Here is an 18,755-nt window from a genome sequence, read left to right on the forward strand (position 1 = left end):
TCGCTTCGGTCTCCAAAGCTTCCATCACGGGTGCGGAACCCTTGCCGCGACCCTCTGGTGTCCGCATGCTGGAACGGATTGTCCCGTTTACCGAGAACCGATCCATCATGTAACCTGCACCGAATTTTGCACCCGCTTACACCCACCGCAGAGGGCCAACGTCGTCCCTCGGCACTTGCCACATGCCAGATGACGACGACGGGAGAGCCGATGCGTACGCCGCGCCAGCCGTCCCAGCACTCCGCGAATGGCCAGAACTGGTCCTTCATGGATGCTCGCCCTGCCGCGCAGGGTATGTACGACCCCCGCAACGAACACGACGCGTGCGGCGTCGGTTTCGTCGCCACCCTCACCGGCGAGGCGTCCCACACCCTGGTCGACCAGGCACTCACCGTGCTGCGCAACCTGGAGCACCGCGGCGCCACCGGCTCCGAGCCCGACTCGGGCGACGGCGCGGGCATCCTCTCCCAGGTGCCGGACGCGTTCTTCCGCGAGGTAGCCGGATTCGAACTGCCCGAGGCCGGGTCGTACGCCGTCGGCATCGCCTTCCTGCCGGTCGACGGCACCGGGGACGCCGTCTCCCGCATCGAGACCATCGCCGGCGAGGAGGGCCTCACCGTCCTCGGCTGGCGCGAGGTCCCGGTCGCCCCGCAGATGCTGGGCGCCACCGCCCGCTCGACCATGCCGGTCTTCCGCCAGATCTTCGTGACGGACGGGGCTTCGCAGGGCATCGCCCTGGACCGCCACGCCTTCGCGCTGCGCAAGCGCGCCGAACGCGAGGCCGGTGTCTACTTCCCGTCGCTGTCCGCGCGGACCATCGTCTACAAGGGCATGCTGACCACCGGCCAGCTGGAGCCGTTCTTCCCGGACCTGTCCGACCGCCGCTTCGCTTCCGCGATCGCGCTCGTGCACTCCCGGTTCTCCACCAACACCTTCCCGAGCTGGCCGCTCGCCCACCCGTACCGCTTCGTCGCCCACAACGGCGAGATCAACACGGTCAAGGGCAACCGCAACTGGATGCGCGCCCGCGAGTCCCAGCTGGCCTCCGGCCAGTTCGGCTCGTCGTCCGACCTGGAGCGGATCTTCCCGATCTGTACGCCGGACGCCTCCGACTCCGCCTCCTTCGACGAGGTCCTGGAGCTGCTCCACCTCGGCGGGCGCTCGCTGCCGCACTCCGTGCTGATGATGATCCCGGAGGCGTGGGAGAACCACGACTCCATGGACCCGTCCCGGCGCGCCTTCTACCAGTTCCACTCCACGATGATGGAGCCCTGGGACGGCCCCGCCTGCGTCACCTTCACCGACGGCACCCAGGTCGGCGCCGTGCTCGACCGCAACGGCCTGCGCCCCGGCCGCTACTGGGTCACCGACGACGGCCTCGTCGTCCTCGGCTCCGAGGTCGGCGTCCTCGACATCGACCCCGCCAAGGTCGTCCGCAAGGGCCGCCTCCAGCCCGGCCGCATGTTCCTCGTGGACACCGCCGAGCACCGCATCATCGAGGACGACGAGATCAAGGCCCAGCTCGCCGCCGAGCAGCCGTACGCCGAGTGGATGGAAGCCGGCGAGATCGAGCTGTCCGACCTGCCCGAGCGCGAGCACATCGTGCACACCCACGCCTCGGTCACCCGCCGCCAGCAGACCTTCGGGTACACCGAGGAGGAGCTGCGCGTCATCCTCGCGCCGATGGCCAAGGCCGGCGCCGAGCCGATCGGCTCCATGGGCACCGACTCGCCGATCGCCGCGCTCTCCGAGCGCCCCCGGCTGCTCTTCGACTACTTCACCCAGCTCTTCGCGCAGGTCACCAACCCGCCGCTGGACGCCATCCGCGAGGAACTGGTCACCTCCCTGCGCTCCTCGCTGGGCCCCCAGGGCAACCTGCTGGACCCGACGGCCGCCTCGTGCCGCAGCGTCCTGCTGCCCTTCCCGGTGATCGACAACGACGAGCTGGCCAAGCTCATCCACATCAACGCCGACGGCGACATGCCCGGCTTCAAGGCCGCGACCCTCTCCGGTCTCTACCGGGTGCACGGCGGCGGCGACGCCCTGGCCGCGCGCATAGAGGAGATCTGCGCCGAGGCCGACGCCGCCATCGAGAACGGCGCCCGGCTCATCGTCCTGTCCGACCGCCACTCGGACGCCGAGCACGCGCCGATCCCCTCGCTGCTGCTCACCGCGGCCGTCCACCACCACCTCATCCGCACCAAGCAGCGCACCCAGGTGGGCCTGCTGGTCGAGGCCGGCGACGTCCGCGAGGTCCACCACGTCGCCCTGCTCATCGGCTTCGGCGCCGCCGCGGTCAACCCGTACCTCGCGATGGAGTCCGTCGAGGACCTGGTCCGCGCGGGTACCTTCCTGCCCGGCATCGAGACCGAGCAGGCCATCCGCAACCTGATCTACGCCCTCGGCAAGGGCGTCCTCAAGGTCATGTCCAAGATGGGCATCTCCACCGTCGCCTCCTACCGCGGCGCCCAGGTCTTCGAGGCCGTCGGCCTGGACGAGGCCTTCGTCGCGAAGTACTTCAACGGCACCGCCACCAAGATCGGCGGCGTCGGCATCGACGTCGTCGCCAAGGAGGTCGCCGCCCGCCACGCCAAGGCGTACCCGGCCAGCGGCATCGCGCCGGCCCACCGCGCCCTGGACATCGGCGGCGAGTACCAGTGGCGCCGCGAGGGCGAGCCGCACCTGTTCGACCCGGAGACGGTCTTCCGCCTCCAGCACTCCACGCGCTCCGGCAAGTACGACATCTTCAAGAAGTACACCGAGCGCGTGAACGAGCAGTCCGAGCGGCTGATGACGCTGCGCGGCCTCTTCGGCTTCAAGAGCGACCGGCAGCCGATCCCCCTCGACGAGGTCGAGCCCGTCTCCGAGATCGTCAAGCGTTTCTCCACCGGCGCCATGTCGTACGGCTCCATCTCCCAGGAGGCGCACGAGACCCTCGCCATCGCCATGAACCAGCTGGGCGGCAAGTCCAACACCGGTGAGGGCGGCGAGGACCCGGAGCGCCTGTACGACCCGGCGCGCCGGTCCAGCATCAAGCAGGTCGCCTCCGGCCGCTTCGGCGTCACCTCCGAGTACCTGGTCAACGCGGACGACATCCAGATCAAGATGGCCCAGGGCGCCAAGCCCGGCGAGGGCGGACAGCTGCCCGGCCACAAGGTCTACCCGTGGGTCGCCAAGACCCGGCACTCCACCCCGGGCGTCGGCCTGATCTCCCCGCCGCCGCACCACGACATCTACTCCATCGAGGACCTGGCCCAGCTGATCCACGACCTGAAGAACGCGAACCCGCAGGCGCGGATTCACGTCAAGCTGGTCTCCGAGGTCGGCGTCGGCACGGTCGCGGCGGGTGTGTCCAAGGCGCACGCGGACGTGGTGCTGATCTCGGGTCACGACGGTGGCACGGGTGCCTCGCCCCTGACCAGCCTCAAGCACGCGGGCGGCCCCTGGGAGCTGGGCCTCGCCGAGACCCAGCAGACCCTGCTGCTCAACGGCCTGCGCGACCGCATCGTCGTCCAGACCGACGGCCAGCTCAAGACCGGCCGCGACGTCGTCATCGCCGCGCTGCTCGGCGCCGAGGAGTTCGGTTTCGCGACCGCGCCGCTCGTCGTCTCCGGCTGCGTCATGATGCGCGTCTGCCACCTGGACACCTGCCCGGTCGGCATCGCCACCCAGAACCCGGTGCTGCGCGAGAGGTTCTCCGGCAAGGCCGAGTACATCGTGAACTTCTTCCGGTTCATCGCCGAGGAGGTCCGCGAGATCCTCGCCGAGCTGGGCTACCGCTCCATCGAGGAGGCCGTCGGCCACGCCGAGACCCTCGACGTGACCCGCGCGGTCGACCACTGGAAGGCGCAGGGCCTGAACCTGGAGCCGCTGTTCCACGTGCCCGCACTGGCCGAGGGCGCGGTGCGCCACCGGGCCGTCGGCCAGGACCACGGCCTGGAGAAGGCGCTCGACAACCAGCTGATCAAGCTCGCCTCCGACGCGCTGGCCGCCGCGGACGCCACCCAGGCCGCCCCGGTGCGCGCCCAGGTCGCCATCCGCAACATCAACCGCACGGTCGGCACCATGCTCGGCCACGAGGTGACCAAGAAGTTCGGCGGCGCGGGCCTGCCCGACGACACCGTCGACATCACCTTCACCGGCTCCGCCGGCCAGTCCTTCGGCGCCTTCGTCCCGCGCGGCGTCACGCTGCGCCTGGAGGGCGACGCCAACGACTACGTCGGCAAGGGCCTGTCCGGCGGCCGGATCGTCGTCCGCCCCGACCGGGGCGCCGACCACCTCGCCGAGTACTCCACCATCGCCGGCAACACCATCGGCTACGGCGCCACCGGCGGCGAGATGTTCCTGCGCGGCAAGGTCGGCGAGCGCTTCTGCGTCCGCAACTCCGGCGCGCTGGTCGTCTCCGAGGGCGTCGGCGACCACGGCTGCGAGTACATGACCGGCGGCCACGCGGTCGTCCTCGGCGAGACCGGACGCAACTTCGCGGCCGGCATGTCCGGCGGCGTCGCCTACGTCGTCGACCTCGACCCGGACAACGTCAACGCCGGCAACGCCGACGCCGTACAGGCCCTGGACGACGCCGACAAGGAATGGCTGCACGACGTGGTGCGCCGCCACGCCGAGGAGACCGGGTCCACGGTCGCCGGGAAGCTGCTCGCCGACTGGCCCGCCGCCGTGGAGCGCTTCAGCAAGCTCATCCCCAGCACGTACAAGGCAGTGCTCGCCGCCAAGGACGCCGCCGAGCGAGCCGGTCTCTCCGAGACCGAGACCACCGAGAAGATGATGGAGGCGGCGACCAATGGCTGATCCCAAGGGCTTTCTGAACCACGGACGCGAGGTCGCCAGGACCCGCCCCGTCGAGGAGCGCGTCAAGGACTGGAACGAGGTCTACGTCCCCGGCTCCCTGCTGCCGATCATCAGCAAGCAGGCCAGCCGCTGCATGGACTGCGGCATCCCGTTCTGCCACAACGGCTGCCCGCTCGGGAACCTGATCCCCGAGTGGAACGACTACGCCTACCGCGAGGACTGGTCGGCGGCGTCCGAGCGCCTGCACGCCACCAACAACTTCCCGGAGTTCACCGGCCGCCTGTGCCCGGCCCCGTGCGAGTCGGCGTGCGTGCTCGGCATCAACCAGCCGCCGGTCACCATCAAGAACGTCGAGGTCTCCATCATCGACAAGGCGTGGGAGACCGGGGACGTCGCCCCGCGGATCCCGGAGCGCCTGTCCGGCAAGACCGTCGCCGTCATCGGCTCGGGACCGGCGGGTCTCGCCGCCGCCCAGCAGCTCACCCGGGCCGGTCACACCGTCGCCGTCTACGAGCGCGCGGACCGCATCGGAGGCCTCCTCCGCTACGGCATCCCCGAGTTCAAGATGGAGAAGCGGCACATCAACCGCCGCATAGAGCAGATGCGCGCGGAGGGCACCCGCTTCCGCACCGGCGTCGAGATCGGCCGCGACCTCAAGGCGACCGACCTGAAGAAGCGCTACGACGCCGTCGTCATCGCCGCCGGCTCCACCACCGCCCGCGACCTGCCGGTCCCCGGCCGCGAGCTGAACGGCATCCACCAGGCGATGGAGTACCTGCCGCTGGCCAACAAGGTCCAGGAGGGCGACTACGTGGCGCCCCCGATCTCGGCCGAGGGCAAGCACGTCGTCGTCATCGGCGGCGGCGACACCGGCGCCGACTGCGTGGGCACCGCCCACCGCCAGGGCGCGGCCTCCGTCACCCAGCTGGAGATCATGCCCCGGCCGGGCGAGGAGCGGGACGCGGTGCGCCAGCCGTGGCCCACCTTCCCCATGCTCTACAAGGTCACCAGCGCCCACGAGGAGGGCGGCGAGCGGGTCTACGCCGTCTCCACCACCCACTTCGAGGGCGACGAGGACGGCAACGTCCAGTGGCTGCACATGAGCGAGGTCGAGTTCATCGAGGGCAGGCTGACCCCGAAGCCGGGTACCGAGCGCAAGATCCCGGCCCAGCTGGTCACCCTCGCCATGGGCTTCACCGGCACCGACAAGGAGAACGGTCTCGTCGACCAGTTCGGCCTGGAGCTCGACGAACGGGGTAACATCGCCCGGGACGCCGACTTCCAGACCAACGTGCCGGGTGTGTTCGTCGCCGGTGACGCCGGCCGCGGCCAGTCGCTCATCGTCTGGGCGATCGCCGAGGGCCGCTCGGCCGCGCGCGGCGCCGACAGCTTCCTGACCGGAGCCAGCGAACTGCCGGCCCCGATCCGCCCGACCGACCGCGCCCTCGCGGTCTGACGGACGGAACAACCGAAGAACGTCCCGCACAAAGGCGTGCGGAACACTGATGGCGCCTGCCCCGTCCCCGACCGGACCAAGGGCAGGCGCTGTCGCATGCTCAGGGCACCCGGTAGGTGTCCCCGTACACCTCCCACACCAGCGGCGTCGCCAGCTTCAAGTTCCCGGCCGCGAGGAACCGCCGCTGGGCGGTGTCGACGCGGGAGGTGTCGATGCCCGGCCGCTTGGCCTCCATGGCCTGCTTGCGGACGTCCAGGAAGGTGTCCAGATAGGCCTTCTCGGAGCCGCCCTGGCCCGGCGTCTTCGCCTCGGCCATGGCCCGCTCGCGCAGCCCGTAGAAACCCTCGGCGTCCGTGTCGGGGCCGTGGAAGACCATCGCGTCGTAGTAGACGAACTGGCCGAGCGTGCCCAGGCCGTCCAGCTTGGCCAGGCGCACCGCCGGTTCGAAGTAGACCCGGTCGCGCTCCTCCTCCTGGGCCTCGCGGAACGCCGGGACCTCCGCCTCCGCCTTCCAGGCCGCCGTGAAGCCCGGGTCCAGGCCCTCGTGGGAGTCGCTGCCGTCGACCTCGCGCAGGGCGGGCAGGTACGTCGCCAGGCCGTTGTCCGGGTGGTCCTCGGTGTAGCGCTCGACCAGGGTGAGCAGGTCGTGGGTGCCGGTGCAGAAGCCGATGATGCCCGCGGTGTATCCGTCGCCGTCCCCGACGTCCTGGATGCTGCCGTAGGCGGTGCGCCACTTCGTGGTCGAGTTCTCGGCGCTGGACACGAGTTGCTGGGCCAGCTCCTTCTTCGCCGGTGCGGCGAGCCCCGGCGGCAGGTCGGCGATCAGCGCGTCGTCCGCCTCCCGTTCCTCCTCGGCCCGGTCCTTGGCGTCGTCGCGGGCCGACCGGGCGGTGGCCGGGGACGACGAGGACGCGGTGGTCGCGGTGTCCGCCGGGTCCGCCGAGTCGTCCGGCACGGCGAAGTACACGCCCGCGGCGATCACGGGAAGGGCCCCGAGGAGCAGTACTCCGACACGTTTCATAGGGGGACACCTCTCATAGGGGGGACACCTCTCACAGGGGGACACTCCCGCCCGTCAGTTCCGACACCTTCACCGCCGCCGTCACCGCCAGCAGCACCACCAGCGCGGCACCCGCGCCGGCCTGCACGGCCACCCGGCGCCCGTCCCGGGGCGCGTACGCGAACGCCAGGGCCAGCGCCCCGCCCACCAGAAGGCCGCCGAGATGCCCCTGCCACGAAGTGAACCAGGCGGAGACCAGCAGCCACAGCAGCAGCCCGGCCATGAAGCGGTTGACTCGCCCCATGTCGGCGCCCAGCCGTCGGTGCAGCACGTAGTAGGCGGCCCCCACGCCGAAGACCGCACCGGACGCGCCGACCGAGCTCTGCCCGGGATCGGTGAGGACCAGCTCCAGGACGGAACCGCCGAGCGCCGACAGCAGGTACAGGAAGGCGAAACGGACCCGGCCGAGCATCAGCTCCACCACCCGACCCAACTGCCACAGCACGACCATGTTCAGCGTGATGTGCAGGATCCCGAACGTTCCCTCGAAAGGCGACTGGTGCAGGAACGCGCCGGTGAGCATCCGCTCCCACTCGCCCCCGGCGACACCCTCCACCCGCAGCGGCCCGAAGCTGAGGAACGGGCCGTTGCCGACGTAGTAGGTGCCGTCCGGACCGACCAGCCGCGAACCCACCATGGCGAACCGGTCCACGAGCTCCGGCCGCACCACCTCCGCCAGGTACGCCAGCACGTTCAGCGCGAACAGCACGTACGTCACCACGGGCGTCGTCGACATCCGGCCGCCCGCGATGGTCCGGGCCTGCCGGACCGACCGCGCCCCCTCCCGCACGCACTCGGGGCACTGGTGACCGACGGGCGCCGCGCGCATGCAGTCCGGGCAGATGTACCGCTCGCAGCGGGTGCAGCGGACGTGGCACTCCACCGCGGGATGGCGGTAGCACCTGGTGACGGTGGACTCGGAATCCACGGGGCCGGCTCCTCGGGACGGGCGGACGGTGAGCCGGTGGGGACGGCGGCGAACAAAATAACGAATGCCCAGGGACCGGCCGAGCGGCGGGGTGCGCCGTGCCGTAACCTCGGCACCCGTACGACGCACGGCAGGGGTGACGGGGGAGTCCGCATGGCCGCGATCAGTCTCACCAAGGTGCGGGAGACGGCGCCCGCGCTGGTCGACCTGTACAAGACCGCCGGGGTGTCGCTCACCAAGCACGGCATGGAGGGGACCAGGGCCGCGGTCTACCTCGTCGTCGACTACTCCGGCTCCATGAAGCCGTACTACAAGGACGGCAGCGTGCAGGCGCTCGCCGACCGCGTGCTGAGCCTGTCCGCCCACCTCGACGACGACGGCACCGTGCCGGTGGTGTTCTTCTCCACCGACGTCGACGCCGTCACCGAGATCGCGCTCGCCGACCACCAGGGCCGGATCGAGCGGATCGTGGCCGGTCTCGGGCACATGGGCAAGACCAGCTACCACCTGGCCATGGACGCCGTCATCGACCACTACCTCGACAGCGGCTCGAGCCACCCCGCCCTGGTCGTCTTCCAGACCGACGGCGGCCCGATCAACCGGCTCGCCGCCGAGCGGTACCTGTGCAAGGCGGCGCCGCTGCCCCTGTTCTGGCAGTTCGTCGGCTTCGGCGATCCCGGCAGCCGCCAGTTCGAGTACCTGCGCAAACTCGACGAACTGGCGGTGCCCGGCAAGCGGGTCGTCGACAACGCCGGGTTCTTCCACGCGGGCCGCGACCCGCGGAAGGTGACCGACGCCGAGCTGTACGACCGGCTCGTGGGCGAGTTCCCCCAGTGGCTGGCGGCCGCACGCGCCCAGGGGATCGTGCGGCCCTCCTGAACGCGGCGGTCAGTGCCGCAGGGAGAAGCCCAGCACGACCCTGGCCGACACCTCCACCGCGCCCGGAGCCAGCGCGCCGGGCGGGCCGCCGCCCTGGGCGGCACGGAACGCGGCGAAGGGCTCGGACTCCACGTCCTGGATGTGCAGCACGGGACCCAGCCGCACGTCCGCCGCCTCCGCGTACACCCGGGCCTTGCGGCGGGCCGCGGCCACCGCCCTGCGCCGCGCCTCGTCGAGCAGCGACGGCTTGTCACGCACGTCGAACTCCACGCCGTCGATCCGGTGCGCGCCCGCGTCGACCACGTCCGCGATCAGCCGCTCGAGGTCGTCCAGCGCCTCGGTCTCCACCGAGTACGAGGCCTGGCACCGGTACCCGAGCAGCGTCCGGCCACCGCCGTGACCGTCGTACTCCGAGCTGAGGCCGAGCCGGGAGCCCGAGACCGAGGTGTCCGGCACGCCGTGCCGCCGCAGTACCTCCCGCAGCCGGGCCACGGCCTCCCCGGCCTTCTGGAAGGCCTGCTCGGGCGACGGTTCCAGCACGTCCACCGCCGGCTGCACCCGGGCGAGCGACGGCTCGGCCCGCGCCGTGCCCGAGCCGAACACGCTGATGCCCCACGGTTCTTCGATGGCCTGTGTCATACGGGCATTGAAGCAGCGCCCCCACGCCCCGCGCGGGGCGTCCTACGTGTCGCACTCCAGCACCGTCCGGCACAGCCCGCACCGCGCCCGGACCCGCCCCCGCACCGGCACCCTGATCCGCTGGTGGCAGGTCGGGCAGGGGAACGACACCCGGAGCTGTCCGGGCGCCTGGGCGGTGAAGGAGTACGGGCCGCCGTCCGCCGCCCCCGCGGCGTGCGGGTCCTGCGCGTGCCGGCGGTCCCGGGCGTAGCGGCGACGCCCCGCCCAGCCGGCCGCGGTCAGCGGCGGCTGCTCCTCGTCCCGGCGCGCCCGCGCCATACCCTTGCCGTACGCCGTGTAGGCCTGCGGACTCGTGAACCACACCGCCGGGTCCTCGCCGAACACCAGCGCCCGCTTGGCCAGGACGTAACCGAACTCCTCCGGCGTCAGGTACCCCAGCTTCTGCGAGGACGCCGCGTCCTCCCGGTAGGCGTCCAGCAGCAGCCAGCCCGCGCCCAGGTACGTCGCCGCCGTGTCGGTGAGGATCTCGTTGGCCCGGGTGGAGGGGAAGGCCAGGTCGAGACGGTGCAGGTACACGTGCATCACCTCATGCGCGAGAGCCGCGCCGATGTCCCGGCGATGGGCGCGGAAGCGGTCGTTCAGCTCGATGAAGTACTCCGGTCCGGCCGTCAGTTCCACGTTCGCCGCGTGGGTCATCTCGCGGAAGGAGACGATCATGCGGGCATCCGGCAGCCCGTAGTGCCGCACCAGCTCGTGCGCCACCCGCTGCGTGCCCAGATACAGGTCGTCCGTGTCGCAGAACGCCACGTCCACCGGGGCCACACTGGCCGAGAACGTCCGGACGGTGTCGTACGACAGCCGCCGGTACAGCGCCGTGACCGCCTCCCGCACCGTCTCCAGGTGCGGGAACCCGTGCTCGACCGGTCCGCCGTTCGCCACGCCCGACCCCCAAGACGCCTGAACCCTGCCTCCTGAATACCGCTCCCACTGTACGAGGACCGTACGGCGTTCAGCGCCTGAGACGGTCTGCGACAGCCGGGCCGGCGCCCGTAGGGTGTGCGCCCATGACCACCAGCAACACCGGTACCGGTGCCGTCGAACCCGCCGTCCGCGAGGAGCTGGCCCGGCTGCGGGACAGCATCGACAACATCGACGCGGCCGTCGTCCACATGCTCGCCGAGCGCTTCAAGTGCACCCAGCAGGTCGGCCACCTCAAGGCCCGCCACCGGCTGCCGCCCGCCGACCCGGCCCGGGAGGCCCAGCAGATCGCCCGGCTGCGCACCCTCGCCGAGAGCGCCAAGCTGGACCCGGCGTTCGCCGAGAAGTTCCTCAACTTCATCGTCGCCGAGGTGATCCACCACCACGAGCGCATCGCGGAGAGCAACGGCGCCGGCGGTGCGCCGGGCGGGCTGCCGGCCGCCGACTGAGACGGGCCGCGCCCCCGCCCGCGGGGGCGCACGCCGGGGGAGTGCCGCGGCCGGCGCGACGGACCGGACATACCGCGCGTACCGAACCGCCTCTGTGCCCTGCCCACCGCATCAGGCAGCATGTCGTGCATGTCCGTACTGACGCGCGACGAAGCGCAGACCCGTTCCCGGCTCCTCGACGTCCACCACTACGCGATCGACCTCGATCTGACCCGTGGGGACGAGACCTTCGACTCCCGGACCGTCATCCGGTTCACCGTCCGCGGCGACACGGACAGCACGGACACCTTCCTCGAGGTCAAGCCCGCCGAACTGCGCGCCGTCACCCTGGACGGACAGCCCCTGGACCCGGCCACCCTCGACGAGAACCGGCTGGCGCTGAAGAACCTCGCTCCCGGCGAGCACGAGCTGCGCGTCGAGGCCGCCATGCGGTACTCCCGCACCGGCGAGGGCATGCACCGCTTCACCGACCCCAGCGACGGCGAGACCTACGCCTACACCCAGCTCTTCCTGGACGACGTCCAGCGCGTCTACGCAGCCTTCGACCAGCCCGACCTCAAGGCCGTCTTCGACCTCACCGTCACCGCCCCCGAGGGCTGGACCGTCCTCGCCAACGGCGTCACCGAACACACCGGCGACGGCCGCTGGAAGGCCGCCACCACCCCGCTGATCTCCACCTACCTCGTCGCCGTCGCCGCCGGCCCCTGGCACTCCGTGCGCACCGAGCACCGCGGCCTGCCCTTCGGCATCCACTGCCGCCGCTCGCTCGCCCCCCACCTGGACGCCGACGCCGACGAACTCCTCGACGTCACCCGCGCCTGCTTCGACCGCTACCACGAGAAGTTCACCGAGCCCTACCCCTTCGACTCCTACGACCAGGCGTTCGTCCCCGAGTTCAACGCCGGCGCCATGGAGAACCCCGGACTGGTCACCTTCCGCGACGAGTTCGTCTTCCGCTCCGCCGTCACCGACACCCAACGCCAGACCCGCGCCATGGTCATCGCCCACGAGATGGCCCACATGTGGTTCGGCGACCTCGTCACCCTGCGCTGGTGGGACGACATCTGGCTGAACGAGTCCTTCGCCGAGTACATGGGCTACCAGACCACCGCCGAGGCCACCCGCTTCACCGACACCTGGACCGACTTCGGCGTCACCCGCAAGGCCTGGGGCTACGACGCCGACCAGCGCCCCTCCACCCACCCCGTCGCCCCCGAGAACGTCCAGGACACCGCCTCCGCCCTGCTCAACTTCGACGGCATCTCCTACGCCAAGGGCGCCTCCGCCCTGCGCCAGCTCGTCGCCTGGCTCGGCGAGAAGGACTTCCTGGCCGGCATCAACATCCACTTCGAGCGGCACAAGTTCGCCAACGCCTCCCTCGCCGACTTCATCGACTCCCTGGCCGCCGCCACCGACCGCGACGTCCACGCCTGGGCCGACGCCTGGCTGCGCACCACCGGCGTCGACACCCTCACCCCGAGCGTCACCGGCGACAACGGCAGCCGCGCCCTCACCGTCCACCGCACCGGCGAGCGCCCCCACCGCATCGCCGTCGGCCTCTACGACCAGGACCCGGGCCACGAGGGCCGCCTCACCCCGCGCGAACGCCTCGACATCGACGTCCCCCAGGCCGAACCCCGGCCCATCGGCAAGCTCCCCGCCCTGGTCGTCCTCAACGACGGCGACCTGAGCTACGCCAAGATCCGCTTCGACGCCGACTCCTTCCGCACCCTGAGCGAGAGCCTGTCCGGCCTGCCCGACCCGCTCACCAGGGCCGTCGTCTGGAACGCCCTCAGGGACGCCGTCCGCGACGGCGAACTCCCCGCCGCCACCTACCTCGACATCGCCCGCACCCACCTCCCGCACGAGACCGACCTCGCGCTCGTCGACGGCGTCCTCGCCTTCGCCGCCGGCCAGATCGCCGACCGCTACGTCACGCCCGAGCAGCGGCCCGCCGCCCTGAGCATCCTCGCCGAACTGTGCCGCGACCTCATCCGCCGCACCGAGGACGGCGACCACCCCGGCCTGCGCCTGATCGCCGTGCGCCACCGCATCACCACCGCGGCCCACCCCGACACCATCGCCGCCTGGCTCGCCGACGGCACCGTGCCCGGCGGCCCCGAACTCGACCCCGAGCTGCGCTGGCGCATCCTCACCCGGCTCGCCGTCCTCGGCGCCACCGACGAGGCCGCCATCGCCGCCGAACTGGACAACGACCCGAGCGCCACCGGCCAGGAGGGCGCCGCCCGCTGCCGCGCCGCACTGCCCGACGCCGAGACCAAGGCCCGCGCCTGGGAGGCCATGTTCGCCTCCGACGACCTCTCCAACTACCTGTTCACCGCCACCGCCCAGGGCTTCTGGCAGCCCGAACAGGCCGACCTCGTACGCGACTACGTACCGCGCTACTACACCGAGGCCGTCGCACTCGCCGCCCGCCGCGGCCCCGCCATCGCCGACGCCGCAGGCCGCTGGGCCTTCCCCGCCCACGCCGTCGACGCCGACACCCTCCGCCTCGGCCAGGAGTGCCTCGCCGACGCCGACCCGATCCCCGCCCTGCGCCGCAAGCTCACCGACCAGCTCGACGACCTGGCCCGCGCGCTGCGGGTGCGGGAGGCGAACACGGACTGAGCCCGGACGCGACCGGTCCCTGCGAGGCGGGGACCGGCCGCGCCCGCCGGTGGAAAGACCGCCGGGATACCCCTTTCGGGTTGTGATCACTGAGCTGTCCGGGCGTACACGCACCCGTGCGTACAAGCTGGAACCCCAGTCCCCGTGCCCCAAGGACGGCTCATGGGCATGCCGCCCCTCGCCTCGGGCCCGCACGGCACCGACGCCCTGCGGCCCCTGCTCGACACCGTGCTCGACGCCCTGCGCGCCGGCACAGCCGCACGCGGCGGCCCGCTGCCCGCGGGCGGCCCCGGCGCCGTCGCCGCCCGGGTGGCCGACGCGGCCGGTGAGATCCTGCCCGACCAGGGTGATCCCGAGGCGCTCCGCATCCTGGTCACCGCGCTCGCCGAGGGCGCCGCCGACCCCGCCCACCCCCTGTGCGCCGCCCACCTGCACGCCCCGCCCCTCGCCGTCGCGGCCGCCGCCGACCTCGCCGCCAGCGTCCTCAACCCCTCCCTCGACTCCTGGGACCAGGCACCCGCCGCCTCCGCCCTGGAAACCCTCGTCACCCGCGCCCTCGCCCGCGAGACCGGCGCCGCCGACGCCCTCGTCACCACCGGCGGCACCGAGTCCAACCAGCTCGCCGTCCTGCTCGCCCGCGAGACCCACGGCGCCCACCTGCGGCTGGTCCACGGAGAGAACGCCCACCACTCCCTGCCCCGCGCCGCCCGGCTCCTCGGCCTGCCCGAACCCGTCGTCGTCCCCGCCCCCGCGGGCACCCTCGACCCCGCCGCCCTCGACGAGGCGCTCACCCAGGTCCCCGGACCCCACCTCGTCGCCGCCACAGCCGGCACCACCGACGCCGGGCTCATCGACCCGCTGCCCGAGACCGCCGCCCGCTGCGCCGCCCACGGCGCCCGCCTCCACGTCGACGCCGCCTACGGCGCCGGCCTCCTCTTCAGCGACCGGCACCGCGCACGGCTCACGGGACTGGAGGCCGCCGACACCGTCGCCCTGGACCTCCACAAGCTCGGCTGGCAGCCGATCCCCGCCGGCCTCCTCACCGTCACCGACACCGACGACCTCGCCGCCCTCCACCACCGCGCCGCCTACCTCAACGCCGACGACGACACCGACGCCGGACTCCCCGACCTCCTCGGACGATCCCCACGCACCAGCCGCCGCCCCGACATCCTCAAAGCCGCCGTCACCCTCAAAACCCTGGGCCGCGCCGGACTCGGCGACCTCGTCGACGCGGTCTGCTCCCTCGCCCAGGAATTCGCCGGGCTGGTCGAAACCGACCCCGGGTTCGAACTGCACGCCCCACCCACCATCAGCACCGTCCTGTTCCGGCCCACCGGCGCCACCGACGACACCGTCGCCGCCGTACGCCGCACCCTGCTCACCACCGGCCACGCCGTCCTCGGCCGCGCCCGCGCCGACGGCCGGCTCTGGCTCAAGGCGACCCTCCTCAACCCCCACGCCCGACCGGACGACCTCGCCACACTCCTGGCACTCGTGGAAGGACACACCCCCCGATGAACGCCGCCCCGCACCCCGCCCCCGACACCCCGCGCGACCTCGTCGGCATCGGCATCGGCCCCTTCAACCTCTCCCTCGCGGCCCTCGCCGACCCCCTCGGCGGCCTCGACGCCGTCTTCTACGAGCAGCGCCCCGACTTCCGCTGGCACCCCGGCCTGCTCATCGACGGCGCACGCGTCCAGGTGCCCTTCCTCGCCGACCTCGTCACCCTCGTCGACCCGGCCAGCCCCTGGACATTCCTCAACCACCTCAGGGCCAGAGAACGCCTCTTCCCCTTCTACTTCGCCGAACGCTTCCACATCGAACGCGCCGAGTACGACGCCTACTGCCGCTGGGTCGCCGAGAACCTCCCCGCCCTCCGCTTCCACCACCAGGTCGACGCCGTCCGCTGGAACCCCGAACGCCACCTCTTCGAGGTCGACTACACCCAGCTCGACGCCGACGGCGAGGCCGAGGCCCTCGGCCGGACATACACCCACAACGTCGCTCTCGGCGTCGGCACCGAACCGCACGTCCCCGACCCGCTCAGGCCCCTCGTCGACGACCCCGCCGTCCCCGTCGTCCACGCCGCCGACTACCTCCGCCACCGCGACAGGCTCCTGGCCGCCGGACACGTCACCGTCATCGGCACCGGCCAGTCCGGCGCCGAAGTCTTCCTCGACCTGCTCCGCCGCCGCCCCGCCGGCCACGAGCGGCTCCACTGGCTCGGCCGCACCGAAGCCCTCGCACCCATGGAGTACTCCAAACTCGGCCTGGAGCACTTCACCCCCGACTACACCCACTACTTCCACGGCCTGGCCGAACCGGTCCGCGACCGCCTCGTCACCGCCCAGTGGCAGCTGCACAAGGGCATCGACGCCGACACCACCGCCGCCATCCACGACGAGCTGTACCGCCGCACCCTCGACGGCGGCTGGCCCGACACCACCCTCACCCCCGGCGTCCACGTCCGTACCGCCGGCCGCATCGGCGCCACCCAGGTCGAACTCCACCTCGAACACGAACAGCAGAAGACCCGCTCGCGCCTCACCACCGACGCCGTCGTCCTCGCCACCGGCCACCGCGAACGCCCCCTCGGCCGCATCCTCGCCGGCCTCGACCCCTACATGCGGCGCGACAGCCGGGAACGCCCCCGCATCGACGACCGCCACCGCCTCGTCCTCGACCCCTCCGTCACCGGCTCCGTCTACGTCCAGAACGCCGAAACCCACACCCACGGCGTCGGCACGCCCGACCTCGGACTCGCCGCCTGGCGCAGCGCGACCATCCTCAACGACCTCACCGGACAGGAGCCGTACCCGCTGCCCGCCCGCACCGCCTTCACCACCTTCGGCCTGGACAACGGCAGGCCCCAGATCCCGTCCGCGCGCCACCACCGGGCACTCATCCCTCTGGCGGACGGCATCTGAGGCCGACCCACATACCCGCGGATCAGAACAAGGGCTCGCCGTCCCGCGTCAGCGACCAGTCCACGGACGCGAAGTCCTTCGGGTCCAGCACACCCTTCGCCATCGCCCACTCCGCGATCCGCGTACGGATCTCCGTCGACTCCGCCCACAGCTCCTTCGCCGACGCCACGTGCGGGAAGGCGCCGCCGCCGTTGGCCCGGTAGTTGTTCACGGCCAGCACGAACTGCTGGGCGTCGTCCAGCGGAGCACCGCCGTACGCGAGGTTCTTGATCCGCGAACCGGCCGCCTGCGCGACGTCGATCTCGTACGTCAGACCCGACACGTAGTCGTAGTTGTAGTCCGGACGGCCGTTCGCGTTGGTCAACTTGTCCACATCCACCGGCGCACCGGCCGCCGTCCGCACGTAGTACTCCGCCGAGTACTCCAGGTACGCCCGCACCTGCGCGCCCGTCAGCAACTTCGCGACCAGCGTGTTGTCGTACACGTACAGGCTCGACAGGTCCCGGATCGTCACGTCGCCCGCCGGGATCTGAGAGGTCCGCGAGAAGGGCGACGCCTGGGACAGGACCGGCAGCGAGGCGTACTCCGTGCCCGCCAGCGCCTCCTTGACCACGTCCTCCTGCACCTTCGTGATCAAGTCGATGATCGGCGCGTCCTTGTACCGCGCCTCGACCGTCGTCAGCGTCTCGGTGGCCGTGCCGACGACCTGGTTGACGTACTCCACGACCTTCGCGTGCTCGTCCGCCAGCAGCTTCGCGATCCTCGGGTCGTCGTCGACCGCGTTGGAGTTGCGCAGCGACGCCCGCACCGACTCGACGTGCCAGCGGCCCCGCTCGAAGACCAACTCGAAGTCGAACAGAGTGAGCCGCTCGGCGAAGCACAGCGGCTCCGACAGCACGACCGTCTTCCCCGTCTCCTCGTTGACGACCTTCAGCTCCGCGATCTCCTCGTGCGCGTGCCCGACCAGGATCGCGTCGATGCCCGGCACCTGCCGCGCCACGTTGGCCGCCGCGTTCTCGACGTACGGGACCTGGTCACCGTACGAGGACGTGCCCGACGAACCGGAGTGCGCCGACACGACCACCACGTCCGCGCCCATCGAACGCAGCTTCGGCACCCACTTGGCCGCCTGCTCCTCAAGACCCGGGAAGGCCAGCTTCCCCTGCACGTACGCCTTGTCCCAGATCGCGATGCCCGGGTTGGTCAGCCCCAGCACCGCCACCTTCACCGGCGGCGCGCCCTTCACCCGGAACGTCTTCATGAAGTACGGCGGGAAGGCCGGCTTCAGCGTCTTCGCGTCGACCGCGTTCGCGCCGAGCAGCGGGAAGTCGCACTGCTCCTCGAACCGGCGCAGCGTCTCGATGCCGTAGTTGAACTCGTGGTTGCCGAGCGCCACCGCGTCGTAGCCGATCGCGTTCATCGCCTGCGCCATCGGATGCACCGGACCACCCTCGGCGGTGATCGGGTCCACCTTCGCGTAGTAGTACGTCAGCGGGGTGCCCTGGATGGTGTCGCCCGCGTCCACCAGCAGCGTGTTGTGGCGGCCCTTCTCCTCGCGGACCTGGTTCACCAGGGTGGAGATCCGGCCGAGACCCTGGGCGTTGCCCGCCGTGTCCGTGTACTCGGCGTCCTTGAAGTAGTCCCAGTTGAAGACGTGCCCGTGCAGGTCGGTGGTGCCCAGCACGGTCAGCGCATACCGCTTGGGCTTCCTGTGCCCCCTGTGCCCCCTGTGCGCCGCCGCCTCGGCCGCCGGAGCCGCCGCCGCGCCGGCCAGCGCGACACCCGCCCCCGTCACGGCGGACCTGCTCAGGAACTTGCGGCGGTTCAACGGCATGACTGACTCTCCTCGGTGACCCGGCAGACAGTGGCAACGCGCGTAGATTCTGTCCTGAACATGTCTCCTGTCAAGGGGTGCCGGACAATCCGAATGCTCATCGGAGCGGCGTCGCGCACAATTCAACACTTGTCAATAACCCTTTACTCAAAGGTTGTTGAGTGGTCA

12 protein-coding genes are annotated in these 18,755 nt (G+C 71.5%); 7 read left to right on the plus strand and 5 right to left on the minus strand.

Features of this window, described 5'->3' with window-relative positions; all coding sequences use genetic code 11:
* The first annotated feature begins 267 nt into the window (after window positions 1–267).
* Entirely contained in the window at window positions 268–4,806 is a 4,539-nt protein-coding gene (gene gltB / locus ABS735_RS07540; RefSeq protein WP_476755877.1) for a glutamate synthase large subunit, read from the plus strand.
* Window positions 4,799–6,262, plus strand: coding sequence for a glutamate synthase subunit beta (locus tag ABS735_RS07545; protein WP_373902089.1), 1,464 nt, complete (start codon window positions 4,799–4,801; stop codon window positions 6,260–6,262). The genes gltB and ABS735_RS07545 overlap by 8 nt, the downstream gene beginning before the upstream one ends.
* 100 nt (window positions 6,263–6,362) lie before the next feature.
* On the opposite strand, the gene ABS735_RS07550 is transcribed toward ABS735_RS07545, so the two are convergent.
* Together ABS735_RS07550 and ABS735_RS07555 are read right to left on the minus strand one after the other, a co-directional pair.
* Window positions 6,363–7,283 carry a chitosanase gene (locus tag ABS735_RS07550; RefSeq protein WP_373902090.1) on the minus strand — a complete coding sequence of 307 codons (921 nt, stop codon included), beginning with the start codon at window positions 7,281–7,283 and terminating at the stop codon, window positions 6,363–6,365.
* Window positions 7,284–7,314: 31 nt separating this feature from the next.
* Entirely contained in the window at window positions 7,315–8,250 is a 936-nt protein-coding gene (locus ABS735_RS07555; protein ID WP_373902091.1) for a rhomboid family intramembrane serine protease, read from the minus strand.
* A 153-nt stretch (window positions 8,251–8,403) separates the two neighbouring features.
* Here ABS735_RS07555 and ABS735_RS07560 point away from each other — a divergent pair, with 153 nt between their 5' ends.
* A complete protein-coding gene (locus tag ABS735_RS07560; protein WP_373902092.1) occupies window positions 8,404–9,129 on the plus strand; it encodes a vWA domain-containing protein in 726 nt (241 codons plus the stop codon).
* A 9-nt stretch (window positions 9,130–9,138) separates the two neighbouring features.
* On the opposite strand, the gene ABS735_RS07565 is transcribed toward ABS735_RS07560, so the two are convergent.
* Both ABS735_RS07565 and ABS735_RS07570 read right to left on the minus strand, forming a co-directional pair.
* Entirely contained in the window at window positions 9,139–9,768 is a 630-nt protein-coding gene (locus ABS735_RS07565) for an SIMPL domain-containing protein (protein WP_373902093.1), read from the minus strand.
* Window positions 9,769–9,810: 42 nt separating this feature from the next.
* Window positions 9,811–10,707 (minus strand): hypothetical protein, encoded by an 897-nt coding sequence (locus ABS735_RS07570; RefSeq protein ID WP_373902094.1) that lies wholly within the window; start codon window positions 10,705–10,707, stop codon window positions 9,811–9,813.
* Window positions 10,708–10,832: 125 nt separating this feature from the next.
* On the opposite strand from ABS735_RS07570, the gene ABS735_RS07575 reads away from it, so the two are divergent.
* The 4 genes from ABS735_RS07575 (at window position 10,833) to ABS735_RS07590 (ending at window position 16,753) form a co-directional block, all read left to right on the plus strand.
* A complete protein-coding gene (locus ABS735_RS07575) occupies window positions 10,833–11,195 on the plus strand; it encodes a chorismate mutase (RefSeq protein WP_373902095.1) in 363 nt (120 codons plus the stop codon).
* A 129-nt stretch (window positions 11,196–11,324) separates the two neighbouring features.
* Entirely contained in the window at window positions 11,325–13,823 is a 2,499-nt protein-coding gene (gene pepN / locus ABS735_RS07580; RefSeq protein WP_373902096.1) for an aminopeptidase N, read from the plus strand.
* A 162-nt stretch (window positions 13,824–13,985) separates the two neighbouring features.
* Entirely contained in the window at window positions 13,986–15,344 is a 1,359-nt protein-coding gene (locus ABS735_RS07585) for a pyridoxal phosphate-dependent decarboxylase family protein (RefSeq protein WP_373902097.1), read from the plus strand.
* The gene (locus ABS735_RS07590; RefSeq protein ID WP_373902098.1) at window positions 15,341–16,753 is read left to right on the plus strand and encodes a lysine N(6)-hydroxylase/L-ornithine N(5)-oxygenase family protein; all 1,413 of its coding nucleotides are present in this window, start codon (window positions 15,341–15,343) and stop codon (window positions 16,751–16,753) included. The genes ABS735_RS07585 and ABS735_RS07590 overlap by 4 nt, the downstream gene beginning before the upstream one ends.
* A gap of 22 nt (window positions 16,754–16,775) precedes the next feature.
* Here the strand turns inward: ABS735_RS07590 and ABS735_RS07595 are convergent, their stop codons facing one another.
* Window positions 16,776–18,587 carry a bifunctional metallophosphatase/5'-nucleotidase gene (locus ABS735_RS07595; RefSeq protein WP_373902099.1) on the minus strand — a complete coding sequence of 604 codons (1,812 nt, stop codon included), beginning with the start codon at window positions 18,585–18,587 and terminating at the stop codon, window positions 16,776–16,778.
* Between the last annotated feature and the right edge of the window lie 168 nt (window positions 18,588–18,755).

This window comes from Streptomyces sp. MMCC 100 (assembly GCF_041538145.2).
Lineage (GTDB): Bacteria > Actinomycetota > Actinomycetes > Streptomycetales > Streptomycetaceae > Streptomyces.